Raw genomic sequence first — 22,370 nt, forward strand, 5'->3', positions numbered from 1 at the left:
TGCATATTTGCTTCTGCTTACTCTCATTACCCGTGGTTAAAAAGAGGTTACAGATATACCAATTAGAGACATGTTTGCCGGTTTTTTAACCGGCCGGTAAAAACGATTCGAGGTGGAACTAATGCGTGCGGCGAAGCACGACGGCAAAGAAGCCGTCGAGGCCGGAGGCGAAGCCATCGGTAAGCGACAGCATGTCCGGCGTGGTGCGGAAGGCTCCAAGCGGCGAAATCGCCGTTTCCAGACCCGGCCAATCGCCTGATGGGATCGGTACACGCTCAACATTGCCGGTGTCGGCAAGCAGGCGTGCAACCAGATCTTCGCCCTCTTCGGGATCGAGCGAGCAATTGGAGAAGACCACCACTCCGCCCGGCTTGACCATGGTCAGGGCATGGCGAAGCAGGCGTTCCTGCAGGGCGGCCAGTTTGGCGATATCCTCCGGCCCCTTGGTCCACAGCACGTCCGGATGGCGGCGCGTCGTTCCCGTGGAGGAGCAGGGGGCATCGAGAAGAGCCGCATCGAAAAGTTCGCCGGGTTGATATTTGCTCATATCGGCAACGACGGTTTCTGCTTCGAAGCCTAGACGCGCCAGATTACCGGACAGCCTCTTCAGCCGATTGGCGGATTGATCGAGGGCCGTGACCTTGCCGCCGGCGAGAATGAGCTGTGCCGTCTTGCCGCCAGGTGCTGCGCAGAGATCCACCACCCGCTTGCCGGCCAGCGAGCCGAAAAGTTTTGCGGGAATGCTTGCGGCAGCATCCTGAACCCACCACTCCCCTTCGTCGAAACCTTCGAGAGAGGGAATGGAACCTTCGAAGGCGGCAAGCCGCACGCCTCCGGTCGGCAGCACCACGCCGTTCAACCGCTTCGCCCAGCCCTCGGCATCGGATTTCACGGTGAGGTCGATCGCCGCCGGCTCGAGTTGCGTGTCGGAAATCTTTAGCGCAGTGGGAGCGCCGTAGGCCGCTTCCAGGCGAGAAAGGAACCAGGCCGGCATGGCCGGCACGTTCGCAACCCGCTCAAGGATTTCCTGCTTCTCGCGGCCGATGCGGCGGAGAATGGCGTTTACCAGCTTGGCGAAGCGGCGGTTGCGCGGATCGCGGTTGGCCTGTTCGACAGCAAGATCGACGGCGGAATGATCTGGCACGTCGAGATAGAGGATCTGGGTCGCACCAATGACGAGGACATGATGCAGGGCACGGGCGCCCTCCGGCAGCGGCGAATCGAGCAGCGACGAGATCGCCGCCTCGATGCGCGGCAGGTGGCGCAGCGCGCTGTTCAAGATAGCGCGCACCAGCGCACGGTCGCTATCGCCGAGGGTCGTATAGGAGGCGCTGCCGCCTTCGGCATCGAGCATACCGTCGAGCGGCGTCTTGCGGTCCAGCACGGCCCCCAGGATCTTGGACGCCGCCGCGCGGGCCGCAAGGCCGGGCTTGAGTGGAGACGAATCAAGTGGCCGCGATTGCTGAGGCCGCTTGCCCGATCGTTTTCCGTCTCTATGGGAAGCTTTGTTTTTCGTGTCAGAACTCAAGACCAGGGACCTTTCGGCGGTTGCGAACCACCGCGACCCGTATTCGGCACGGAGCGCGATTTGCGCCCCGGATTAGCAGTGAAGGACGGTCCAGTCGAGCCAAAGTCCGAAGATGGGCCGGAAGACGGCGTCATCGGCGAGCCACCGCCGCCACCGTAACGGGCCATGTCATGCAGCGCGGCGATGCGGTTTTCCGTATTCGGATGGGTGGAAAACAGATTGTCCATGCGCTCGCCGGAGAGCGGATTGATGATGAACATATGCGCCGTCGCCGGATGGCCTTCAGCCTCTTCGTTCGGGATATGTGCCGCGCCGCGGGCGATCTTGCCGAGCGCGGAGGCAAGCCAAAGCGGATTGCCGCAGATTTCCGCGCCGCGGCGGTCGGCAGAATATTCGCGCGTACGGCTGATCGCCATCTGCACCAGCATAGCGGCCAGGGGGGCAACGATCATCGCGACAAGGACACCGACCATGCCGAGCGGATTGTTGTTGTCGCGGCGGCCGCCGAAGAAGAATGCGAAATTGCCGAGCATGGAAATGGCACCGGCAAGCGTCGCCGTGATCGTCATCGTCAGCGTGTCGCGGTTCTGCACGTGGGCAAGCTCGTGCGCCATCACGCCGGCCACCTCCTCCGGCGTCAGCGCGTGCAGCAGGCCGGTGGAGGCAGCCACAGCGGCATTTTCCGGATTACGGCCCGTCGCGAAAGCATTCGGCTGCGGGCTGTCATAGAGATAAACCTTCGGCATAGGCAGGCCGGCATTGCGGGCGAGATCGCGAACAATGCGGTAGAATTCCGGCGCGCTTCGCTCATCGACCTCCTGCGCACCATAGGTGGACAGCACCATGCGGTCGGAATTCCAGTAGGAAAAGAAATTCATGCCGGCGGCGGCGACCAATGCGATCAGCATGCCCGATTGGCCGCCGATCAGATAGCCGACGCCCATGAAGAGCGCGGTCATGAAGGCAAGCAGCATGGCAGTACGCATGAGATTCATCGAGGGGGTCTCCAACACGATCGGCAGTCCGAACCTTTTTCTTTGCGGCCGGACGCACTATGATTTGGCTATTCCTCCCTCCATTTCAATATTTCGGAGGTCGCGCGAGACCATGCAAACCGCAGATAACGACAATAGACTCGACACCGAAGCCGGTGAAATCACCCGCAAGCCGCTCTCACCCGCGGCCAAGCGCGCGCTGGCCGAAGCAGAAGAGCGCCGCAAGGCGCAGGAAGCTCAAGCACAGGCCGAACTTCCGCCCGAAATCGGCGGCCGCGGCGGCGCCGACCCCGCACGCTTCGGCGACTGGGAAATCAACGGCCGCGCAATTGATTTTTGAAATGAGTTTAGGTTAGCCGTAATTCGACGAGAGAATAATGCCTGTAGGTTTCTCTCAAGGTCTGTCCTTTGATAGGAAACGCGCAAACTGGAGCCGGACGGGCCACCGCCCTTTGGCTTGGTGCGCGTGGTATCCGGCCAATGATGATGCAGTCGAAATCGCACCCTCGCCGTCCTGGTTCAAGCAAAAGCCGGTCGCGCCCAACGCGCCGATGAAGAAATCCGCCGATCCGCGCTCCCTGGTGTTGCTGTCTCACGGATCGGGCGGCCTCGCCATTGGCCTGGAATGGCTCGGACATCGCCTGGCGCAGGCCGGCTTTGTGGCCCTGGGCATTGATCATCACGGCCACACAGGTTCAGAACCTTATAGAGCCGAGGGATTTCTCTGTCTCTGGGAGCGGGCGGCCGATCTGACCGCCTTGCTCAATGCCAATGACTGGAGAGAGGTTTTGGGCGGGGCTATCGAAAACCATGCCTACATCGCAGGTTTCTCCGCCGGCGCCTATACCGCGATGCTGCTCGTCGGCGCGCGCGTTGCCTACTCTCAGTTCGAACCGGATAACCCTCATAAGAGCCCCATACGAGGACCGAGAGAATTCCCTGATTTGGCGGATCACATTTCCTCGCTTCTCCAAGATGAAACATTCCTGGAATCATGGAATCGACGACGGAATAGTTTTAGGGATGATCGATTAAAAGCCGCTTTGGCGATCGCGCCAGGTCGATCGGTCCTCGGCTTTTCCAAGGAAAGTCTCGAAGAAATAACAGCACCAGTTCGGGTCCTTGGCGGCGATGCGGATGTCATAGCGCCGGCCCACGAATGCTGCACATGGCTCCACGAGAATGTGCGCTCGAGCTCCCTTGAAATCATGGGCGGCGGGGTGGGCCATTATACGTTTTTGCCTGAACCCACGCCACAAGGCCTGAAGGCCGCACCAGCTGTCTTTACCGATGTTGCTGGCTTGGTGCGAGAAAACGTGCACAACCATGTTGCTCAAATGGCAATTGCTTTTTTCAGCACTGCAAGATGAGAAATTTAGGCGAGAGCCAAGCTCTCGCCTAATGTCAAATGACTCGGCGCCCTTTGCTCGAGCTACGCCGCATCCGCCTTGTTCTGCCTGTTGGCAATCAGATCGTCGACGACGGCTGGATCGGCAAGCGTCGAGGTATCGCCAAGCGCGCCGAAATCGTCCTCGGCGATCTTGCGCAGGATGCGGCGCATGATCTTGCCGGAGCGGGTCTTCGGCAGGCCGGGGGTAAACTGGATCTTGTCCGGCGAGGCGATGGGGCCGATTTCGGCGCGGACGTGCTTCACCAGCTCCTGCCGCAGCGCATCCGAGCCTTCCATCCCGACCATCAGCGTCACATAGCAGTAGATGCCCTGGCCCTTGATGGAGTGCGGATAGCCGACGACGGCCGCCTCCGAGACATGCTTGTGCGACACCAGCGCCGATTCCACCTCTGCCGTGCCGAGACGGTGGCCGGAGACGTTGAGCACGTCGTCGACGCGGCCGGTGATCCAGTAATAGCCGTCCTCGTCGCGACGGCAGCCGTCGCCGGTGAAGTACTTGCCCTTGTAGGTGGAGAAATAGGTCTGGATGAAGCGCTCATGGTCGCCATAGACGGTGCGCATCTGGCCGGGCCAGCTATCGGCGATGACGAGATTGCCGTCGGCCGCCCCTTCCAGCACGTTGCCCTCATTGTCGACCAACTGCGGCTGCACGCCGAAGAAGGGCAGCGTCGCCGAACCGGCCTTCAGATCGGTCGCGCCCGGCAGCGGCGTGATCATGTGGCCGCCCGTTTCCGTCTGCCACCAGGTATCGACGATCGGGCAGCGGCTGTCGCCGACCACCTTGTAATACCATTCCCAGGCTTCGGGATTGATAGGTTCGCCGACGGTGCCGAGGATGCGCAGGCTGGAGCGCGAGGCGCGCTTGACGAAATGGTCGCCGGCGCCCATCAGCGAGCGGATCGCCGTCGGCGCGGTATAGAAGATATTGACCTTGTGCTTGTCGATGACGTCCCAGAAACGGCCCTGATCCGGGTAGTTCGGCACGCCTTCGAACATCAGCGAGGTCGCCGCATTGGCGAGCGGTCCGTAGACGATATAGGAATGCCCGGTGACCCAACCGACATCGGCCGTACACCAATAGATATCGCCGGGGTGATAGTCGAACGTATATTCGTGCGTCATCGCCGCATAGACGAGATAGCCGGCCGTCGTGTGCAGCACGCCCTTCGGCTTGCCCGTGGAACCGGAGGTGTAGAGAATGAAGAGCGGATCTTCCGCCTTCATCTTCGCCGGCGGGCAATCCGCCTTCACTTTGGCGGTTTCCTCGTGATACCAGACATCGCGGCCGGGCTCCCAGGCAACCTTGCCGCCGGTGCGGCGCACGGCGATCACGGTCTTGACCGCAACGTGCTGCTTGGCGGCGATCTGAATGGCCTTATCGGTGTTTTCTTTCAGCGGGATCGACTTGCCGCCGCGGACACCTTCATCGCAGGTGATGACAACGGTCGAGGCGCAATCGACGATACGGCCGGCAAGCGCTTCCGGCGAGAAGCCGCCGAAGACGACGGAATGCACTGCGCCGATGCGGGCGCAAGCGAGCATCGCATAGGCCGCTTCCGGGATCATCGGCATGTAGATAGTGACGCGGTCACCCTTCTTGACGCCGTGCTTCTTCAGCACATTCGCCAGCCGGCAAACCTGCTCGTAGAGCTCGTTATAAGTGATCTTCTTGTCGATATAGGGGTTGTCGCCTTCCCAGATGAAGGCGACGCGATCGCCATGCTTCTTCAGATGCCGGTCGATGCAATTATAGGAAACGTTGGTGACGCCATCCTCGAACCACTTGATCGAGACCTTGCCGGTAAAGGACGTATTCTTGACCTTGGTATAGGGCTTGAACCAGTCGATGCGCTTGCCGTGCTTGCCCCAGAACTTGTCGGGATCCTCGACGCTCTGCTCATACCATTTCTGGTACTTCGCCTTGTCGATCAGGGCGCGCGCCTTGACCGGTTTCGTCACGGGATGGATCTTCTCCGACATTGTTTCCTCCTCAAATCCTCGCACGCCAATTTGTAACCGCGAGTGCTCTTTCCGCGCAATAAATAGCAGGTCAAACTACGACAGCAATTGGACAAAGTGCATTTCATGCGCAAAGAATTGCAATTCCGCGACACTATCGTTATATAGGGCCGTATTTCCCGGACAATGTGGTGTTACACCCCGGACCGCGACACCGGCGCGGACTGACAGAAGGACTATATCCATGGCTCAACAATTGCTCATGCCGAAGGCAACCGCCATCTGGCTTGTCGACAATACGGCCTTGTCATTCGACCAGATCGCGCAGTTCTGCAAGCTGCATCCGCTCGAAGTGAAGGCCATTGCCGATGGCGAAGCAGCGCAGGGCATCAAGGGCCTCGACCCGATCTCGACCGGCCAGCTGACCCGCGATGAAATCGCCCGTGCCGAAGCCAACCCGAACCATAAGCTGAAGCTTTCCGAGCCGAAGGTTCGCGTGCCGGAATCCAAGCGCCGCGGCCCGCGTTACACGCCGGTCTCCAAGCGTCAGGACCGCCCGAACGCTATCCTCTGGCTGGTGCGCAATCATCCTGAACTGAAGGATGCGCAGATTTCGCGCCTCGTCGGCACCACCAAGTCGACCATCGAGCAGATTCGCGACCGCACGCACTGGAACTCGGCCAACCTGACGCCGATGGATCCGGTCACGCTCGGCCTCTGCAGCCAGATCGACCTCGACATGGAAGTTGAAAAGGCATCGAAGGGCCGTCCGCTGCCGACCGCCGCCGAACTCGGCGCAACCCTGCAGCCGGCTCAGGAAACCGAAAAGCTCGGCTTCAGCTATGAGCGTGAAGAAGAGAAGGAAAAGGAAATCGACGCCGACGCCGTTTTCGCCAAGCTGAAGTCGCTGAAATCGACCAGCCGCGACGACGAGGACGACGACCAGTTCTAAGCTCTGGCATTATCGAAGATTTACGAAGCCCCAGGCGCAATGCGACCGGGGCTTTTCGTTGTGCGGGCACAGTAGGCTCCCTCTCCCCGCCTGCGGGGAGAGGGCTGGGGTGAGGGGCTAAAGAGCCCCTCAAATCTCCAATCCGCGCCACTCGTGTGTTCCACGCACCAAGGCCTTCCACACGTTTTACTTCCGCAGAACTACCGCGCCCCAAAAATCGCCGAACCGACCCGGACGCTCGTCGCGCCGAAGGCAACCGCAATTTCGTAGTCGCTGGACATGCCCATGGAGAGCTTTTCCACGCCGGCCTGCTTGGCGAGCTTGGCCAGCAGGGCAAAATGCGGTCCCGGATTTTCCTCCGCCGGCGGAATGCACATCAGGCCCTCGATCGAAAGCCCAAGCTCCTTGCGGCACAGCTCGACGAAAGCGACGGTATCGTCGGGCGCAATCCCGGCCTTTTGCGGTTCCAGTCCGGTATTGACCTGCACATAGAGCCGCAAACTCTTGCCCTGCCGCTTCATTTCATCGGCGACGGCCCGCGCGATCTTTTCTCGGTCGATCGTCTCAATAACGTCGAACAGCGCCACCGCATCTGCGGCTTTGTTCGATTGCAGTGGCCCGATCAGATGCAGCTCGATCCCAGGCGTTTCAGCTTTCAGCTCCGGCCACTTGCCCTGACTTTCCTGCACGCGGTTTTCGCCGAACACGCGCTGGCCGGCCGAAATGGCTGGGCGGATCTGATCGGCATCGAAGGTCTTGGAAACGGCAACGAGCTGCACGGAGCCGGTAGCTCGGCCGGCATGACGCTCGGCGGCTGCGATATGGGAACGGACTTCGTTCAGGCGCTCTTGAAGTTCCATCTTTTCGCCTCGATATTTGGCTTGCTTCTCAAACTTTGCAGTAATGCGGCTTGCGGGCCTTGCCAAGGGCGATTGCGCCCGAATCCGGCTTTGCTTTGCAAGATAAGGCACTTGCTGCACCTGCTAAACTTGACGCTTGGGTGGTTTCGTGGTGAAGGTCACGCCTTAATCCCCATGATTTTCCGGAATGCAAGAACAGATGACTAGCGAACGTTATAATCCGCGCGACGCCGAGCCCCGCTGGCAGGAAAAATGGAACGAAGAAAAGGTCTTCGTGACAGACAATGCCGATCCGCGTGAGAAGTACTACGTTCTAGAGATGTTTCCCTATCCGTCGGGCCGCATCCACATGGGTCATGTGCGCAACTACGCCATGGGCGATGTCGTTGCCCGCTACAAGCGTGCCCGCGGCTATAATGTATTGCATCCGATGGGCTGGGACGCCTTCGGCATGCCGGCGGAAAACGCAGCGCGCGACAACAAGGTGCATCCGAAGGAATGGACCTACCAGAACATCGCCTCGATGCGCACCCAGCTGAAGGCCATGGGCCTGTCGCTGGACTGGAGCCGCGAGTTCGCGACCTGCGATGTCGACTACTACCATCGCCAGCAGATGCTCTTTATCGACATGATGGAAAAGGGCCTGGTCTATCGCAAGAAGTCCAAGGTCAACTGGGACCCGGTCGATAACACCGTTCTCGCCAACGAGCAGGTCATCGACGGCCGCGGCTGGCGTTCCGGCGCGCTCGTCGAGCAGCGCGAGCTGACGCAGTGGTTCTTCAAGATCACCGAGTTCAGCCAGGAACTGCTGGATGCCCTGGATACGTTGGATCATTGGCCGGAAAAAGTGCGGCTGATGCAGAAGAATTGGATCGGCCGCTCCGAGGGCTTGACCGTTCGCTGGGAAATCGTGGCCGAAACCGCCCCCAATAGCGATCGCGAGATCACTGTTTACACGACCCGTCCGGATACGCTGTTCGGCGCCTCCTTCCTGGCGATCTCGGCTGACCATCCGCTCGCCAAGGAAGCGGCTGCCAAGGATCCGGCCATCGAGGCCTTCTGCGAGGAATGCCGACGCGCCGGCACCTCGCTGGCAGCCCTGGAGACGGCCGAGAAGAAGGGTATGGACACCGGCATTCGCGTCCGCCACCCCTTCGACCCATCCTGGGAGCTGCCTGTCTACGTCGCCAATTTCGTGCTGATGGACTATGGCACGGGAGCCATTTTCGGCTGCCCGTCCGGCGACCAGCGCGACCTGGATTTCGCCCGCAAATACGGCCTGCCGGTCGTTCCAGTCGTCATGCCCGCTGATGGCGATGCCGCGAGCTTCACCGTCGGCGACACCGCCTATGACGGCGACGGCGTCATGATCAACTCGCGCTTCCTCGACGGCATGAGCACAGAGGAAGCCTTTCAGACGGTGGCGACGAAGCTCTCCGAAACGTACCTCGGCAACATACCGCAGGCCGAGCGCAAGGTGAATTTCCGCCTCCGTGACTGGGGCATTTCCCGTCAGCGCTATTGGGGCTGCCCGATCCCGGTCATCCATTGCGATGATTGCGGCGTGCTGCCGGTGCCGAAGAAGGATCTGCCGGTCAAGCTGCCCGACGACGTGACTTTCGACCAGCCGGGTAATCCGCTCGACCGGCACGCCAGCTGGCGCCATGTCGCCTGCCCGCAATGCGGCAAGGATGCCCGCCGTGAAACCGACACGATGGACACCTTCGTCGATTCGAGCTGGTATTTCGCGCGCTTCACTGCCCCCTGGGAAAGCCAGCCGACGGATCCCAAGGCCGCCAATCACTGGCTGCCTGTCGACCAGTATATCGGCGGCATTGAGCACGCGATTCTGCACCTGCTCTATTCGCGCTTCTTTACCCGCGCCATGCGCGAAACCGGCCATCTTGACGTGAAGGAACCCTTCAAGGGTCTGTTCACGCAGGGGATGGTGGTGCACGAGACCTATAGCCGTGGCAGTGGCCTGACGCGCGAATGGGTGTCGCCGGCCGATATCCGCATCGAGGAAGTGGACGGCCAGCGCCGCGCCACGCTGCTGACGACCGGCGAGGATATCGCCATCGGTTCGATCGAGAAGATGTCGAAGTCAAAGAAGAACGTCGTCGACCCAGATGACATCATCGCTTCCTATGGTGCCGATACGGCACGTTTCTTCGTGCTGTCCGATTCGCCGCCCGACCGCGACGTCATCTGGTCGGAAGCCGGTGTCGAGGGCGCGCATCGTTTCACGCAACGCATGTGGCGCCTGGTTTCCGAAGCTGCCGATGTCCTGAAGGCGGCCGAATCGACTCCGGCTAAGGAAGGCGAGGCACTGGCGATTTCGCAGATAGCCCATCGCACGCTGAAGGCCGTTCAGGGTGATTACGACAAGCTCGCCTTCAACAAGGCCGTGGCGCGCATCTATGAATTCGTCAATGCGCTCGCGGCACCGCTGACGAAAGTGGCCACCGGTCAAGCGGATGGCGCCTATCGTTCTGCCGTCCGCGAAGCCGTCGAGATCCTGATTGCTTTGGTTGCACCGATCACGCCACACCTGGCCGAGGAATGTTCGGCCGTCCTCGGCAACACGCATATGGTCGCGACCAGCCCATGGCCGGTCTATGACGAAGCCCTCGTCATCGAGAACGAGATCATCTATCCCGTTCAGATCAACGGCAAGAAGCGCGCCGAATTGACAATCGCGCGCGATGCAGATCAGAATGCCGTGCAGCAAGCCGTGCTCGCCCTGGATGCCGTTACGAGCGCATTGAATGGTCAGGCGCCAAAGAAGATCATCGTCGTTCCACAGAGGATCGTAAACATTGTCGTCTGATAGTCTTTTCAAATTCGCCCGCATCGCCGGCGTTGCGTCTCTTGTGGCCGTTGCCGGCCTCCTGTCGGCCTGCCAGGTTCGGCCGCTCTACGCCGTCAGCACTGGCGTCACCCAGAAGCTGTCGGAAGTTTCCTTCTCCGACGTAGGCTCGCGCGTCGGTCTCCAGGTGCGCAACCAGCTGATCTTCATCGCTGGGCGCGGCGCGGGCGAGACCAAGACGCCGAAATACAATGTCGATCTGAGCGTCAGCTCCGGTACGGGCGGCGTGCTTTATCTTCCGTCTTCGAGCACGTCGGCCGCGGGCCGGACGACTGTGACCGTCTCGTTCACATTGAGGGAGATCGGCACGGGTAAGGTCATCAAGTCCGGTAGCCGTTCGGTGACGTCGCTGGTCGATTTCCCCACGCAGGAATTCGCCAAGCAGCGCGCAATCCGCGATTCGGAAGACCGTGCCGCCCGCGAAGTCTCCGAGATGGTCGCAGCCGACATCGGCGCTGCGCTCAGCCGCTGATAAAGAGCGCGGCATGGTAGAAATCAAGTCTCACGAATTTGATGGATTCCTGCAAAATGCCGCGCGAAATTATCGGGTCTTCGTAATCTACGGCCCGGATCGCGGCCTCGTTTCCGAACGTGCCGCACAGATCGCCGCCAGGACCGGCGTCGATCTCAATGATGCCTTTTCCCTCATCAAACTCGATGTCGGTGACCTGCAGAACGATGCCGGTCGCCTGCTCGACGAAGTCAACGCTATCGGTTTGTTCGGCGGCGAAAAGCTCGTCTGGATTCGCGGCGCCGCCAATGAAAAAGCGTTGGTCGATTCGCTGCAGATCATTGCCGAAAGCCCGCCGGAGGCAAGCTTCGTCATCATTGAAGCCGGCGATCTGAAGAAGGGCGCAGGTCTGCGCAAGGTGGCGGAACCGACGCGCTCGGTCGCAACCATTCCCTGCTATGCCGACGATGCCAGAGCGCTGAATAGTCTGATCGATACAGAACTGGCAAATGAAGGGTTGCGCATCGCCCCGGCAGCCCGTCAGGCATTACTCGAGCTTCTAGGCGGCGACCGGATCGCCTCCCGAAACGAGGTGCGCAAACTGGCGCTTTACTGCCGCGGGCAGGGCACGATCGACGAGAACCATGTCATGGAGATCATCGGCGATGCCAGCGCGATTTCCACTGACGATGCCGTCGATGCCATCCTGAAAGGGGATTCCGAGGCCTTTCTGCATGCCATGCAGAAGATCGCCTCCTCCAAAACTCCGATGTTTCTCGTGCTGCAGAGCTGCCTGCGGCAATTTCAGATGCTCGATACGATGCGAGCCGAAATGGATGAAAAGCGCGTCGCCCCGGCACAGGTCATGCAAACACATGGGCGCCATCTGCATTTCAGGCGTAAGCCGATCATTGAACAGGCCCTCAAGACCTGGTCGGGCCCTGCTATCGCACGCGAGATGAACAGGCTTCAATCCGCCATTCTCCAGACACGCCAGCGTGCGAGCCTCGAAGACACGATCGCAACACAAACCCTGCTTGCGACCACATTGCAGTCGGCGCGCAGGGGTTGATGTTTCACGGGAAACAGACTTGGACAGGTATCCACCATGCGGATGCCGCAAAGCCTATCCCATTGTTTCTACAGGACTATAGTAACCTTTCCGCGCAATCGCGAGAAGCAAACGGCTGGAACGATTTGACGTTCCATGCAGAGCAGAACCGTCTTAGCGGCGCTCCAGAAGCCGGCAGATTTCCTCGAGTTGTTCCAGCGTCTTATAGCTGATCTTCACCTGGCCGCCATTGCCGCGATGATTGATGGAAACATCGAGCCCTAGCGTGTCAGACAGCGTACGCTCAAGAGCCAGCGTATCGGAATCCTTCTCATCCCTGCGCGCGCCGACGGGGCGGGGGTCGTTCTGAGCCTTGATGTCATTCTGCGCGAGACGTTCGGCATCGCGAACCGACATGCCCTTGGAAACAACAGTTCGCGCCAGCGCGGTCGGATCGGAGGTCGAAACGAGAGCGCGGGCATGGCCGGCGGAAAGCGAGCCTGCGGCAAGCATATCACGCACCGGGTCGGGAAGCTTCAACAGACGCAGAGAGTTGGCGACATGGCTCCGGCTCTTGCCGATGATTTCGCCAAGATCGTTTTGTGTATAGCCGTGCTCAGCGATCAGTTGCTCGTAACCCAGCGCCTCTTCCAATGGATTGAGGTCCGCGCGTTGCACATTCTCGACAATGGCGATCTCCAGCGCGGTCTTGTCATCGACATCGCGAACGATCACTGGAATTTCGATCAGACCCGCAAGCTGTGCCGCTCGCCAGCGCCGTTCACCGGCGATGATCTCATAGCGATCGGAAGAAATGGTGCGGACCACGACCGGCTGCACGATCCCGTGCTGGCGAATGGAACTGGCGAGATCATGCAGCTCGGTCTCGTCGAAATAGCGGCGAGGATTACGTGGATTGCGGCTGATGAATTCGATCGGCACCAGGCGATCGGGATTGACGGCCGGTCTGCCGGCATCCACGGGCGTCGGCTGATCCATCTCCCCGATGAGAGCCGCCAGTCCGCGCCCGAGACGCCGCTTCGAAAGATCATCATTCATCGCCGATACTCACTCTGGAACAAATACTACGTCATATCAGGCGGCAGCTTTTCGCTGCCGCTCTCTTTGGATTACTTCCGAAGCGAGCTGCAGATAGGCCTGGCTGCCCGCGCACTTCAGGTCGTAAAGAATGGCGGGCTTGCCGTAGGACGGCGCCTCCGACACGCGAACGTTGCGTGGAATCAACGTATGGTAGACCTTCTCGCCAAGATGAGTCCGTACATCGGTGACAACCTGCTGCGCCAGATTGTTGCGGGAATCGAACATGGTCAAGACGATTCCCTGGATGTCGAGGGACGGGTTGACCGTGCGCCTTACCTGATCGACCGTCTCCAGCAGCTGGCTGAGGCCTTCCAGGGCGAAAAATTCGCACTGTAACGGCACCAAAACAGAATGAGCCGCGGCCATTGCATTCATCGTCAGAAGGTTAAAGGAAGGCGGGCAGTCCACCAGAATATAGGAAAAGGCGAGGGCATCCGAAGCATTCAGCGCGCGCCGCAGCTTGAAAACGCGGTCCGGTTGCTGCGCGATCTCCATCTCAACACCAAGCAGATCCATGGTCGATGGCACGATGAAGAGATTCGGAACAGCCGTTTCCTGGACCGTATCCATGACCCCGTGGCTACCCACCAACAGATCGTAGGAAGACAGCTTGCGGTCACGCCGCTCAATACCCAACCCCGTGCTGGCATTGCCTTGGGGATCGAGATCGACAATCAGGACGCGCTCACCAATGGCGGCAAGAGCCGTCGCCAGATTGATCGCGGTCGTGGTCTTGCCAACGCCGCCCTTTTGATTTGCGATGGTAATAATCCGGTTTCGCTCGCCGATCATCTGCCGCACATCCAATTATGGTTAAATCAGGCGTCGAAGGCGACTGAGCTCCAGAATGACGGAATCTCGCTCAACGACACTCTGATGTTTTACCAGATCGAATTGCCAACGACCACGGGCTTTCTGCAGCTCGCGTTCGTAATCCCGGCCTTTGTGCAGGAAGAGGCGCAGATTTTCGTTGCGCTCGAGCCAGGGGGCTGTGTAATCCAGCAACATTTCAAGCTCCGCAAGAGCCCGCGCTGAGATAGCGTCGCAGCTCTGGATCGCTGCCGGTGCCTCTTCGATGCGAATGGCATGAACAGCGCCTCGTGCCGAGCATTCCCGCAGACAGACACGCAGAAAAGCAGCTTTTTTCTGATTGCTTTCAACCAGGTCGACGTGTCCCGCACCTTTTTCCGCCAACAGGATTGCAGTTATTACACCCGGAAATCCACCACCACTCCCCAAATCCACCCAATGATCCGTTGCCGGATGCAGCTGGAAAATCTGCGCGCTATCCGCGATGTGACGGCGCCAGAGATCGTCAATCGTGGATGGCGCAACAAGATTGATGGTCTTCGCCCATTTCTGGAAAAGTTGCGCAAAATGCTTTAGCCGTTCCTGTGTTTCACGTGAAACACGCACACCGTTCAATTCCATGCTATGGACTCTCTAACCTTGTAGTATTGTCAGGAAACGAGCTTCTGGTCTTCCGGCACGCTCATTTTCCTCAAATAAGCCAATAGCAAAGAGATAGCCGCCGGCGTCATCCCGTCGATGCGCGAGGCCTGGGCGATATTCTTCGGCCGCGCTACTTCCAGCTTCTGTTTCAGCTCATTGGACAATCCTGAAAGAACCGAAAAATCAAATTCCGGCGGAATGACGCGCTCTTCTTCCTTGCGGGCCTGCACGATATCGGCTGTCTGGCGATCCATATAGACGGCATAAGCCGCCTCGATCTCGATGGCCTCGGCTACGTTACGCTCGATGCACCGCAATTCCGGCCATAGCCGCGACAGGTTCTCCACCGACTGACCAGGATGAGAAAGAAGCTCATAGGCTGAACGCCGCTGACCGTCCTTGTTAAGATGCATACCTGCCTTTTCGGCTTCGTTCGGTGTTACCGTCAGGCTTCTCAGCTGGTCACGCGTCTGTTCAAGCCTCTTTACATATTGGCTGAAACGCGCTGCACGGCTGAAACCGACGCAGCCCAAGGCCAGCCCGACGGGCGTAAGGCGAACGTCAGCATTGTCAGCGCGGAGCGACAAGCGATATTCCGCACGGGACGTGAACATACGATATGGCTCGGACACACCCCGAGAGGTCAAATCGTCGATCATCACACCGATATAGGATTCCGTTCGGCTAAATTCGATGGCTTTGCCACCACTAGCGAGACGCGCAGCATTCAGCCCGGCGACGAGACCCTGAGCCCCAGCTTCCTCATAGCCCGTCGTGCCGTTGATCTGGCCCGCCAGAAAAAGTCCCGGAATCTTTTCCACTTCGAGGGACAGCTTCAACTCGCGCGGATCGACGTGGTCATACTCAATGGCATAGGCGTGCTGGAGAATGCGAACTCGTTCCAGACCCGGAATGGTCCTAATGAATTCATCTTGAACATCCTCGGGCAGGGAGGTCGATATGCCGTTTGGATAGACCGTGCTGTCATCCAATCCCTCCGGCTCAAGGAAGATTTGATGACCGTCGCGTTCACCGAATTTGACGATCTTGTCTTCGATCGACGGGCAATAGCGCGGTCCGACACCTTCAATCTGACCAGAATACATTGCGGAGCGCTTCAGGTTTTGGGCAATGATCCTGTGGGTTTCGGGCGTGGTTCTGGTTACCCCACATTCAATCTGCGGATTCACGATGGAATGGGTCATAAATGAGAAGGGTGTTGGATCTTCGTCCGCCCCCTGACGTCCGACGGAATTCCAATCGATGGTCGTTCCTTCAAGGCGAGCAGGCGTTCCAGTTTTCAATCGCCCTAGAGCAAGGCCGTGTCGCAGCAATGTGGCAGAAAGCCCAAGCGACGGCTCTTCGCCAACACGGCCGGCCGGGATCTTCTTGTCGCCGATATGAATGAGACCGCGGAGAAAAGTGCCTGTGGTCAGAACAACAGCGCCGCAGCGAATGGCGCGCCCGTCCTTCAGGATCACCGCCGACACCCTGCCGTGCTCGAAGGTAAGATCGAAAGCATCGCCCTCGATAACATCTAGATTATCAATTGCGCCGATTTCCGCCTGCATGGCTAGTCGATAGAGCTTGCGGTCCGCCTGAGTGCGCGGACCGCGTACGGCGGGACCCTTCTTACGGTTGAGCATACGGAACTGGATGCCGGCAGCATCCGCAGTACGGCCCATTAAGCCGTCGAGAGCGTCAATTTCCCGGACCAGGTGGCCTTTGCCGAGACCGCCAATGGCGGGATTGCAGGACATCACACCGATCGTGTCGGGCTTATGTGTTATCAATGCCGTGCGCGCACCGAGGCGTGCGGCCGCAGCTGCAGCCTCGCTGCCCGCATGGCCGCCACCCACAACGATCACATCATACGCTTTATCGAACATCATCAGGTCCTTCGGTCGTGCCGCTTGTTTGGCACACCAATTTCAGGAGTCAAGAAGGTTTCACGTGAAACGTCTGGTGAGAGTAAGAGTATATGACTCTCTGTTTCACGTGAATCATTTTCCTATGCAGAATTCTGAGAAGATCACGTCCAGCAAATCTTCCACATCGACGCGGCCGGTTATGCGTCCGAGGCTTGTTGCCGCCTGTCTTAGGTATTCGGCCCTGATATCCAGGCCGCGATCTTCCGAACCTAGTGCAGCCTCGACCGCATCAAGACTGGCTGCAAGCAGGGTGCGATGACGCAGCCGACTCGGCAAAGCGAGCGATAGCGCCCCGGAACGGGCCTGCAGATCCTGCCGCAGAAGCTCGTGCAATTCCGCCAGGCCTGAGCCGGTGGTCGAGGAGATCAGCAAATCATATTGATTGGTTTTCTCGGCGTGAATATCGGCTTTCGTACCGACAGTCAGGACCTTGCCGGCAAAACCCGGAAAACTCCGCTGTGCCTCACCGCCAATCTCGGCCAGAGACAGAACAAGGTCCGCATCCGCAACCGTCCGCAGTGCCCGACGAATGCCCTCACGCTCCACCACCTCATCCGTATCCCGCAACCCAGCCGTATCATAAAGCTTGACGGCATACCCTTCTATATTCAGATCGACGTGTAATACGTCACGGGTCGTGCCGGCGATATCGGTGACGATCGCCACCTCGCGCTTTGCCAACGCATTCATGAGACTGGACTTGCCAGCATTTGGCGCGCCTGCAATGACCACCTTCAAGCCATCCCGGATGATCTCGCCGAGATCGGCGCCTGCGAGATGGTCGGAAATTTCAAGACGCAGCCGCTTCATATCGGTCCATACCATATCGGAGACTGAACCAGGCACATCGTCTTCATCGGCGAAATCGAGTTCTGCCTCGATCAAGGCGCGCGCCCGCGTCAGCCTGTCCGCCCAACCGTTATAGAGATCCGAGAGCCCACCGGCCGCATGCTCCAACGCAAGCCGACGCTGCATCTCCGTTTCCGCGCCAATGAGATCGGCAAGACCTTCCACCTCCACCAGATCCATTTTTCCATTCTCGAGTGCGCGTCGCGAAAACTCACCATGTTCCGCCATTCGGCAATGCTCGAAGGTCGAGAGCTCTTCCAGAAGCGCGTTCACCACAGCTTTACCGCCGTGGACATGAATCTCGACGCAATCTTCGCCCGTAAAAGAGGCTGGACCGGGAAAAACCAGGACAAAGCCGCGGTCTATCACCAGACCGCCGTTACGAGTCCGAATCGTTCTCAGCGCGGCCTGCCTCGGCTGCGGCAGCGTACCGGCAAGAGATTCGGCAACACGCAGCGCCTGATCTCCGCTGATACGGATCACAGCAACGCCGGCCGGTAAACCGCCGCTGGACAAAGCATAGATCGTCTCGTTCATCGCCAACATAAGATTGATCCGCATCCGAATCGATTGCCGAGCGACCCTTGATCCCGGCTTCCGATCCCACAAAACAAAATCGGGCTGCAAGTCGCAGCCCGATCATAACACCATGGAAGCACCGCTAAAGCGGCAATATGACGAATCCGGCTAAGGATTACGTATTCATCGAATCGAAGAAATCCGGGTTGTTCTTTGTCTGCTTGAGCTTGTCGATCAGGAACTCGATCGCGTCGGTCGTGCCCATCGGTGCGAGGATACGGCGAAGAACGAAGATCTTCTGCAGATCCTGGCGCGGCACCAGCAGGTCTTCCTTACGCGTACCGGACTTGAGGATATCCATCGCCGGGAAGATGCGCTTATCGGCAACCTTGCGGTCAAGCACGATTTCCGAGTTACCGGTACCCTTGAATTCTTCGAAGATCACTTCGTCCATACGGCTGCCGGTATCGATCAGCGCCGTCGCGATAATCGTCAGCGAACCGCCTTCTTCGATATTACGCGCAGCGCCGAAGAAGCGCTTCGGACGCTGCAGGGCGTTGGCGTCCACACCACCGGTCAGAACCTTACCGGAAGAGGGGACAACAGTGTTATAGGCGCGGCCAAGGCGGGTGATCGAGTCGAGCAGGATGACGACGTCACGGCCGTGCTCGACCAGACGCTTGGCCTTCTCGATGACCATTTCGGCAACCTGGACGTGGCGCACGGCCGGCTCGTCGAAGGTCGACGAGATGACTTCGCCGCGCACGGAGCGCTGCATGTCAGTCACTTCTTCCGGACGCTCGTCAATCAGCAGAACGATCAGATAGCAGTCCGGATGATTGGCGGTAATGGAATGGGCGATATTCTGAAGGAGAACAGTCTTACCCGTACGCGGCGGTGCGACGATCAGACCGCGCTGGCCCTTGCCGAGCGGCGCCACCAGGTCGATCACACGGGGCGAAAGATCCTTCGACGTGGGAACGTCGAGTTCCATACGGAACCGCTCGTTCGGATAGAGCGGTGTCAGATTGTCGAAGTGAACCTTGTGACGGATCTTTTCGGGATCGTCGAAATTGATGGTGTTGACTTTCAGCAGCGCGAAATAGCGCTCGCCTTCCTTCGGTCCGCGGATCGGTCCCTCGACCGTATCGCCCGTCTTCAAGGAGAAGCGGCGGATCTGGGAGGGGGAAATATAGATGTCGTCCGGACCGGGAAGATAGTTTGCATTCGCGGAACGCAAGAAACCGAAGCCATCCTGCAGAACCTCGACGACGCCCTCGCCGATGATTTCCACGTCCTGGCTCGCCAGCACCTTCAGGATCGCAAACATCAATTCCTGTTTGCGCATCGTGCTGGCGTTTTCCACCTCGAGCGATTCGGCAAAGGCCAGAAGATCGGTCGGGGATTTATTTTTCAGTTCCTGAAGCTTCATTTCAGCCATGAAGGGAATTACTCGTTTTTTTAGGAGGGAAAGGCAATGTTGCTCGTATTCAGAACCGCGATAGGGGCGCTCGCGGGCGACAGAATGGATACATGCCACGAAGAGAAGATGGCGGGAAAATAGCGACTCACTTTCTGAACCGCAAGGGGGGCACGCAAAATGAAAAAAATTTTACGTCGCCCATAATACAGTTGCGCCTCACGCAAACGGCTTGACGACCACAAGAATGACGATTGCGATCATCAACAGCGTCGGCGCCTCGTTCATCATTCGCCAATAACGCGCCGAGCGCTTGTTTTCATCCCTGGCGAAGGCGCGCACTGCAGCGCTGAAATGGCCGTGAACGGCCGATAGCAGCACAACAAGTCCGATCTTGGCGTGCAGCCAGCCGCCCTGGAAATCATAGACAGACCAGGCAAGATAAAGCCCGAATATCCAGGTCAGGATCATTGCCGGGTTGATGATATAGCGCAGCAGACGCTGCTCCATCACCTTGAAGGTCTCGGATTGCTGCGATCCCGGCGCGGCATCGGTGTGATAGACAAACAGTCGAGGCAGATAGAACATGCCGGCCATCCATGAGATGACGGCGATGATATGCAAAGCCTTGATCCAGAGATAGAGATCGACCGGATGCCAGGCGAACAGACCGATCGCCAGCACCGCAAAGATCAGGATCATGAAATAGGCCCGCCGTCCGGCCTTCTGGCCCGGCGCGGAATCCGTCTGCTTTTCTACCGTCATCAGCTCCTCCATCCCCGCACGCGTTCGACCAGCGCCGCCACATTGGCCGGATCGGCCTGCGGCGTGATCCCATGCCCGAGATTGAAAATCAGCGGGCCATTTCCGAGTTGCTGCAGGATATCGTCGATACCGTCGTCCAAAGCCTTGCCGCCGGCAACCACGCGCATCGGATCGAGATTGCCCTGCACCGGCCCGTCCTTCTGCAGTTCCCGAGCAAAGGCCAAAGGCACCGACCAGTCGAGGCCGATCGCATCGGCACCCGTCTTCTGCCGATAGGTTTTCAAGAGATAGCCCGCACCCTTGGCGAAGGCGATCACCCGAGCCTGTGGCCGCCGCGCCTTGATCGATGCGATCATCTTCGCAACCGGCTTAACGGCAAAAGCCTCGAATTCCTTCTCACCAAGCACACCGGCCCAGGAATCGAAGATCTGGACGGCATCCGCACCGGCATCGATTTGCGCCACGAGATAATCGGCTGATATGTCGGCAAGCAGCATCAGCAGATGTTCGAAGGCCTTGGGATAGCGATAGGCAAATAGCCGCGCAGGGGCCTGATCCGGCGTGCCGTGTCCGGCGATCATATAGGTCGCAACGGTCCAGGGAGCGCCGCAGAAGCCGAGCAGCGTGGTTTCCTGAGGCAAGTCCTGCCGCAGCCGGCGCACCGTCTCCATGACAGGCTCCAGATACGCCGTGATGCCCTCAGGTTTCAAAGCCATGATGCCCGTCTCGTCGATCGGGTCCATTTCCGGCCCATGTCCTTCGGTGAAACGAACATTCCGCTTCAGCGCATCGGGGATGACGAGAATATCGGAGAAGAGAATGGCCGCATCAAAGCCATAACGGCGGATCGGCTGCAGCGTCACTTCGACGGCGTGATCCGGCGAATAACAGAGATCGAGGAAGCTTCCCGCCTTCGCACGCGTTTCGCGATATTCGGGTAGATAACGGCCTGCCTGTCTCATCAGCCAGAGCGGGGGAGGGGTGAGCGTTTCTCCGCTCAAGACCCGCATGATCTTCCGGCGTTCATCAGTCACAGACATCGTCCTATATAAAACCAAACATATATTGAAAGGTTTCTATTTCTTAGAGTCGGTGAGTAGCAAGGATTAAAGTTCATCCCTTGCCTGTCCAATTTGTCGCGCCTCGCGCATAGATTTGGAGAGATTTCGAGATCGCAAGCGAATATGTGGATAAGAAAGGTGATTTTTCAATCTTTTTAGGAGGTTGAGGAGAAAGTCGGCTTTTCGCCGTCTGGGGACAAGTCGGGGACAAGCGAGATGTTGTCGATCTTATCCACATTGCTCACAGCCACCGCGAAAGCCATCTCTCGAAAATTCCAAATGTGGAAAACTCGGCCGTTTTCCACTTGCCCAAGATGGCCCCCTTCTCGTACCTCTCTTTTCTCCCGAGATATCAACAGGCGATGGAAAGTAGCGTGGAAAACCGAACGAGCTTCTTTCATCTGCATCTGATTTCTGACTCAACGGGCGAGACTCTCATTTCCGCCGGCCGTGCTGCTTCCGTGCAATTCCATGCCAGCCAGCCGATCGAGCACGTCTATCCGCTGATCAGAAATCGCAAGCAGCTTCTGTCTGTATTGGAAGCGATCGATCACAGCCCGGGCATTGTCCTCTACACGATCGTCGATCGCGAGCTTGCCGATTTCATCGCCGAGCGCTGCAGGGAGATGGGCGTACCATCCGTCAATGTTCTCGAACCGGTCATGAACGTTTTCCAGACCTATCTCGGCACGGCGTCGCGTCGTCGCGTCGGCGCGCAGCATGTGATGAATGCGGATTATTTCGCCCGCATCGAAGCGCTGAACTTCACCATGGATCATGACGACGGCCAGATGCCCGATGATTATGATGATGCGGACGTCGTTATCATCGGTATCAGCCGCACCTCGAAAACGCCGACGAGCATCTATCTGGCGAACCGCGGCATCAAGACGGCCAATATTCCGATCGTTCATGGCGTGCCGTTGCCGGAAAGCCTGATCAAGGCGACAAAGCCGTTGATCGTCGGATTGGTGGCGACGACAGACCGGATCTCGCAGGTCCGTGAGAATCGCATCCTCGGTACGACTCCTGGCTTCGACCGCGGCGACTACACCGATCGGGCCGCCATCTCCGAAGAGCTGAAATATGCCCGCTCGCTCTGCGCCAGACATAACTGGCCGATCATCGATGTGACCCGCCGTTCGATCGAAGAGACCGCCGCCGCTATTGTTGCCCTGCGACCCAAGCTGCGCTAA

19 protein-coding genes are annotated in these 22,370 nt (G+C 58.8%); 7 read left to right on the top strand and 12 right to left on the bottom strand.

What is annotated here, in order from left to right:
- Nucleotides 1-118 precede the first annotated feature (118 nt).
- Both I8E17_RS16885 and htpX read right to left on the bottom strand, forming a co-directional pair.
- A complete protein-coding gene (locus I8E17_RS16885; RefSeq protein WP_113366472.1) occupies nucleotides 119-1,528 on the bottom strand; it encodes an RsmB/NOP family class I SAM-dependent RNA methyltransferase in 1,410 nt (469 codons plus the stop codon).
- A complete protein-coding gene (gene htpX, locus I8E17_RS16890; RefSeq protein WP_113366471.1) occupies nucleotides 1,525-2,523 on the bottom strand; it encodes a zinc metalloprotease HtpX in 999 nt (332 codons plus the stop codon). The genes I8E17_RS16885 and htpX overlap by 4 nt, the downstream gene beginning before the upstream one ends.
- A 112-nt stretch (nucleotides 2,524-2,635) precedes the next feature.
- Here htpX and I8E17_RS16895 point away from each other — a divergent pair, with 112 nt between their 5' ends.
- Nucleotides 2,636-2,863, top strand: a complete 228-nt coding sequence (locus I8E17_RS16895; RefSeq protein ID WP_069613897.1) for a DUF1674 domain-containing protein — start codon at nucleotides 2,636-2,638, stop codon at nucleotides 2,861-2,863.
- 37 nt (nucleotides 2,864-2,900) lie between these two features.
- On the top strand, nucleotides 2,901-3,893 hold the full coding sequence (locus tag I8E17_RS16900; RefSeq protein ID WP_113366470.1) for an alpha/beta hydrolase: 993 nt from the start codon (nucleotides 2,901-2,903) through the stop codon (nucleotides 3,891-3,893).
- A 62-nt stretch (nucleotides 3,894-3,955) separates the two neighbouring features.
- Here I8E17_RS16900 and acs read toward each other — a convergent pair whose 3' ends face one another.
- On the bottom strand, nucleotides 3,956-5,914 hold the full coding sequence (acs, locus tag I8E17_RS16905) for an acetate--CoA ligase (protein WP_069613899.1): 1,959 nt from the start codon (nucleotides 5,912-5,914) through the stop codon (nucleotides 3,956-3,958).
- Nucleotides 5,915-6,137: 223 nt separating this feature from the next.
- Here acs and I8E17_RS16910 point away from each other — a divergent pair, with 223 nt between their 5' ends.
- Nucleotides 6,138-6,845: a DUF1013 domain-containing protein gene (locus tag I8E17_RS16910; RefSeq protein ID WP_069613900.1), complete on the top strand. Its 708-nt coding sequence runs from the start codon at nucleotides 6,138-6,140 to the stop codon at nucleotides 6,843-6,845.
- Between the two features lie 200 nt (nucleotides 6,846-7,045).
- Here the strand turns inward: I8E17_RS16910 and I8E17_RS16915 are convergent, their stop codons facing one another.
- Complete coding sequence (locus I8E17_RS16915; protein WP_113366510.1) at nucleotides 7,046-7,705, bottom strand: YggS family pyridoxal phosphate-dependent enzyme; 660 nt, start codon at nucleotides 7,703-7,705, stop codon at nucleotides 7,046-7,048.
- Between the two features lie 199 nt (nucleotides 7,706-7,904).
- Here I8E17_RS16915 and leuS point away from each other — a divergent pair, with 199 nt between their 5' ends.
- From leuS to holA, 3 genes are read left to right on the top strand one after another with little or no spacing between them, the layout of a single operon-like run.
- Nucleotides 7,905-10,535, top strand: coding sequence for a leucine--tRNA ligase (leuS, locus tag I8E17_RS16920; RefSeq protein ID WP_113366509.1), 2,631 nt, complete (start codon nucleotides 7,905-7,907; stop codon nucleotides 10,533-10,535).
- The gene (gene lptE, locus I8E17_RS16925) at nucleotides 10,525-11,046 is read left to right on the top strand and encodes an LPS assembly lipoprotein LptE (RefSeq protein ID WP_113366469.1); all 522 of its coding nucleotides are present in this window, start codon (nucleotides 10,525-10,527) and stop codon (nucleotides 11,044-11,046) included. Before leuS ends, lptE begins: the two co-directional genes overlap by 11 nt.
- A 13-nt stretch (nucleotides 11,047-11,059) precedes the next feature.
- Nucleotides 11,060-12,097 carry a DNA polymerase III subunit delta gene (holA, locus tag I8E17_RS16930; RefSeq protein ID WP_113366468.1) on the top strand — a complete coding sequence of 346 codons (1,038 nt, stop codon included), beginning with the start codon at nucleotides 11,060-11,062 and terminating at the stop codon, nucleotides 12,095-12,097.
- Between the two features lie 153 nt (nucleotides 12,098-12,250).
- Here holA and I8E17_RS16935 read toward each other — a convergent pair whose 3' ends face one another.
- The 8 genes from I8E17_RS16935 to hemE all read right to left on the bottom strand — a co-directional run bounded on the left by I8E17_RS16935 (nucleotide 12,251) and on the right by hemE (nucleotide 21,147).
- On the bottom strand, nucleotides 12,251-13,135 hold the full coding sequence (locus I8E17_RS16935) for a ParB/RepB/Spo0J family partition protein (RefSeq protein ID WP_069613904.1): 885 nt from the start codon (nucleotides 13,133-13,135) through the stop codon (nucleotides 12,251-12,253).
- Between the two features lie 36 nt (nucleotides 13,136-13,171).
- A complete protein-coding gene (locus I8E17_RS16940; RefSeq protein ID WP_069613905.1) occupies nucleotides 13,172-13,969 on the bottom strand; it encodes a ParA family protein in 798 nt (265 codons plus the stop codon).
- Nucleotides 13,970-13,990: 21 nt separating this feature from the next.
- Nucleotides 13,991-14,608, bottom strand: a complete 618-nt coding sequence (rsmG, locus tag I8E17_RS16945) for a 16S rRNA (guanine(527)-N(7))-methyltransferase RsmG (protein WP_113366467.1) — start codon at nucleotides 14,606-14,608, stop codon at nucleotides 13,991-13,993.
- A 29-nt stretch (nucleotides 14,609-14,637) separates the two neighbouring features.
- The gene (gene mnmG, locus I8E17_RS16950) at nucleotides 14,638-16,518 is read right to left on the bottom strand and encodes a tRNA uridine-5-carboxymethylaminomethyl(34) synthesis enzyme MnmG (protein WP_113366508.1); all 1,881 of its coding nucleotides are present in this window, start codon (nucleotides 16,516-16,518) and stop codon (nucleotides 14,638-14,640) included.
- Nucleotides 16,519-16,632: 114 nt separating this feature from the next.
- Nucleotides 16,633-17,955 (bottom strand): tRNA uridine-5-carboxymethylaminomethyl(34) synthesis GTPase MnmE, encoded by a 1,323-nt coding sequence (mnmE, locus tag I8E17_RS16955; RefSeq protein ID WP_229002041.1) that lies wholly within the window; start codon nucleotides 17,953-17,955, stop codon nucleotides 16,633-16,635.
- A gap of 148 nt (nucleotides 17,956-18,103) precedes the next feature.
- Nucleotides 18,104-19,369: a transcription termination factor Rho gene (gene rho / locus I8E17_RS16960; RefSeq protein ID WP_004127423.1), complete on the bottom strand. Its 1,266-nt coding sequence runs from the start codon at nucleotides 19,367-19,369 to the stop codon at nucleotides 18,104-18,106.
- A gap of 198 nt (nucleotides 19,370-19,567) precedes the next feature.
- Nucleotides 19,568-20,113: a protoporphyrinogen oxidase HemJ gene (gene hemJ, locus I8E17_RS16965; protein WP_113366507.1), complete on the bottom strand. Its 546-nt coding sequence runs from the start codon at nucleotides 20,111-20,113 to the stop codon at nucleotides 19,568-19,570.
- The gene (gene hemE / locus I8E17_RS16970; protein WP_069613967.1) at nucleotides 20,113-21,147 is read right to left on the bottom strand and encodes a uroporphyrinogen decarboxylase; all 1,035 of its coding nucleotides are present in this window, start codon (nucleotides 21,145-21,147) and stop codon (nucleotides 20,113-20,115) included. Before hemE ends, hemJ begins: the two co-directional genes overlap by 1 nt.
- 401 nt (nucleotides 21,148-21,548) lie before the next feature.
- On the opposite strand from hemE, the gene I8E17_RS16975 reads away from it, so the two are divergent.
- Complete coding sequence (locus I8E17_RS16975; protein ID WP_069613909.1) at nucleotides 21,549-22,370, top strand: pyruvate, water dikinase regulatory protein; 822 nt, start codon at nucleotides 21,549-21,551, stop codon at nucleotides 22,368-22,370.

The organism is Rhizobium sp. AB2/73, from assembly GCF_020871915.1.
Taxonomy (GTDB): Bacteria; Pseudomonadota; Alphaproteobacteria; order Rhizobiales; family Rhizobiaceae; genus Rhizobium; species Rhizobium dioscoreae.

Excerpts from the sequence above, each read along its gene's own strand:
- htpX (WP_113366471.1), bottom strand. The coding sequence starts at position 2,523 with ATGAATCTCATGCGTACTGCCATGCTGCTTGCCTTCATGACCGCGCTC.
- I8E17_RS16895 (WP_069613897.1), top strand. The coding sequence starts at position 2,636 with ATGCAAACCGCAGATAACGACAATAGACTCGACACCGAAGCCGGTGAA.
- I8E17_RS16900 (WP_113366470.1), top strand. The coding sequence starts at position 2,901 with ATGCCTGTAGGTTTCTCTCAAGGTCTGTCCTTTGATAGGAAACGCGCA.
- acs (WP_069613899.1), bottom strand. The coding sequence starts at position 5,914 with ATGTCGGAGAAGATCCATCCCGTGACGAAACCGGTCAAGGCGCGCGCC.
- I8E17_RS16910 (WP_069613900.1), top strand. The coding sequence starts at position 6,138 with ATGGCTCAACAATTGCTCATGCCGAAGGCAACCGCCATCTGGCTTGTC.
- I8E17_RS16915 (WP_113366510.1), bottom strand. The coding sequence starts at position 7,705 with ATGGAACTTCAAGAGCGCCTGAACGAAGTCCGTTCCCATATCGCAGCC.
- leuS (WP_113366509.1), top strand. The coding sequence starts at position 7,905 with ATGACTAGCGAACGTTATAATCCGCGCGACGCCGAGCCCCGCTGGCAG.
- holA (WP_113366468.1), top strand. The coding sequence starts at position 11,060 with ATGGTAGAAATCAAGTCTCACGAATTTGATGGATTCCTGCAAAATGCC.
- I8E17_RS16935 (WP_069613904.1), bottom strand. The coding sequence starts at position 13,135 with ATGAATGATGATCTTTCGAAGCGGCGTCTCGGGCGCGGACTGGCGGCT.
- I8E17_RS16940 (WP_069613905.1), bottom strand. The coding sequence starts at position 13,969 with ATGATCGGCGAGCGAAACCGGATTATTACCATCGCAAATCAAAAGGGC.
- rsmG (WP_113366467.1), bottom strand. The coding sequence starts at position 14,608 with ATGGAATTGAACGGTGTGCGTGTTTCACGTGAAACACAGGAACGGCTA.
- mnmG (WP_113366508.1), bottom strand. The coding sequence starts at position 16,518 with ATGTTCGATAAAGCGTATGATGTGATCGTTGTGGGTGGCGGCCATGCG.
- mnmE (WP_229002041.1), bottom strand. The coding sequence starts at position 17,955 with ATGTTGGCGATGAACGAGACGATCTATGCTTTGTCCAGCGGCGGTTTA.
- rho (WP_004127423.1), bottom strand. The coding sequence starts at position 19,369 with ATGGCTGAAATGAAGCTTCAGGAACTGAAAAATAAATCCCCGACCGAT.
- hemJ (WP_113366507.1), bottom strand. The coding sequence starts at position 20,113 with ATGACGGTAGAAAAGCAGACGGATTCCGCGCCGGGCCAGAAGGCCGGA.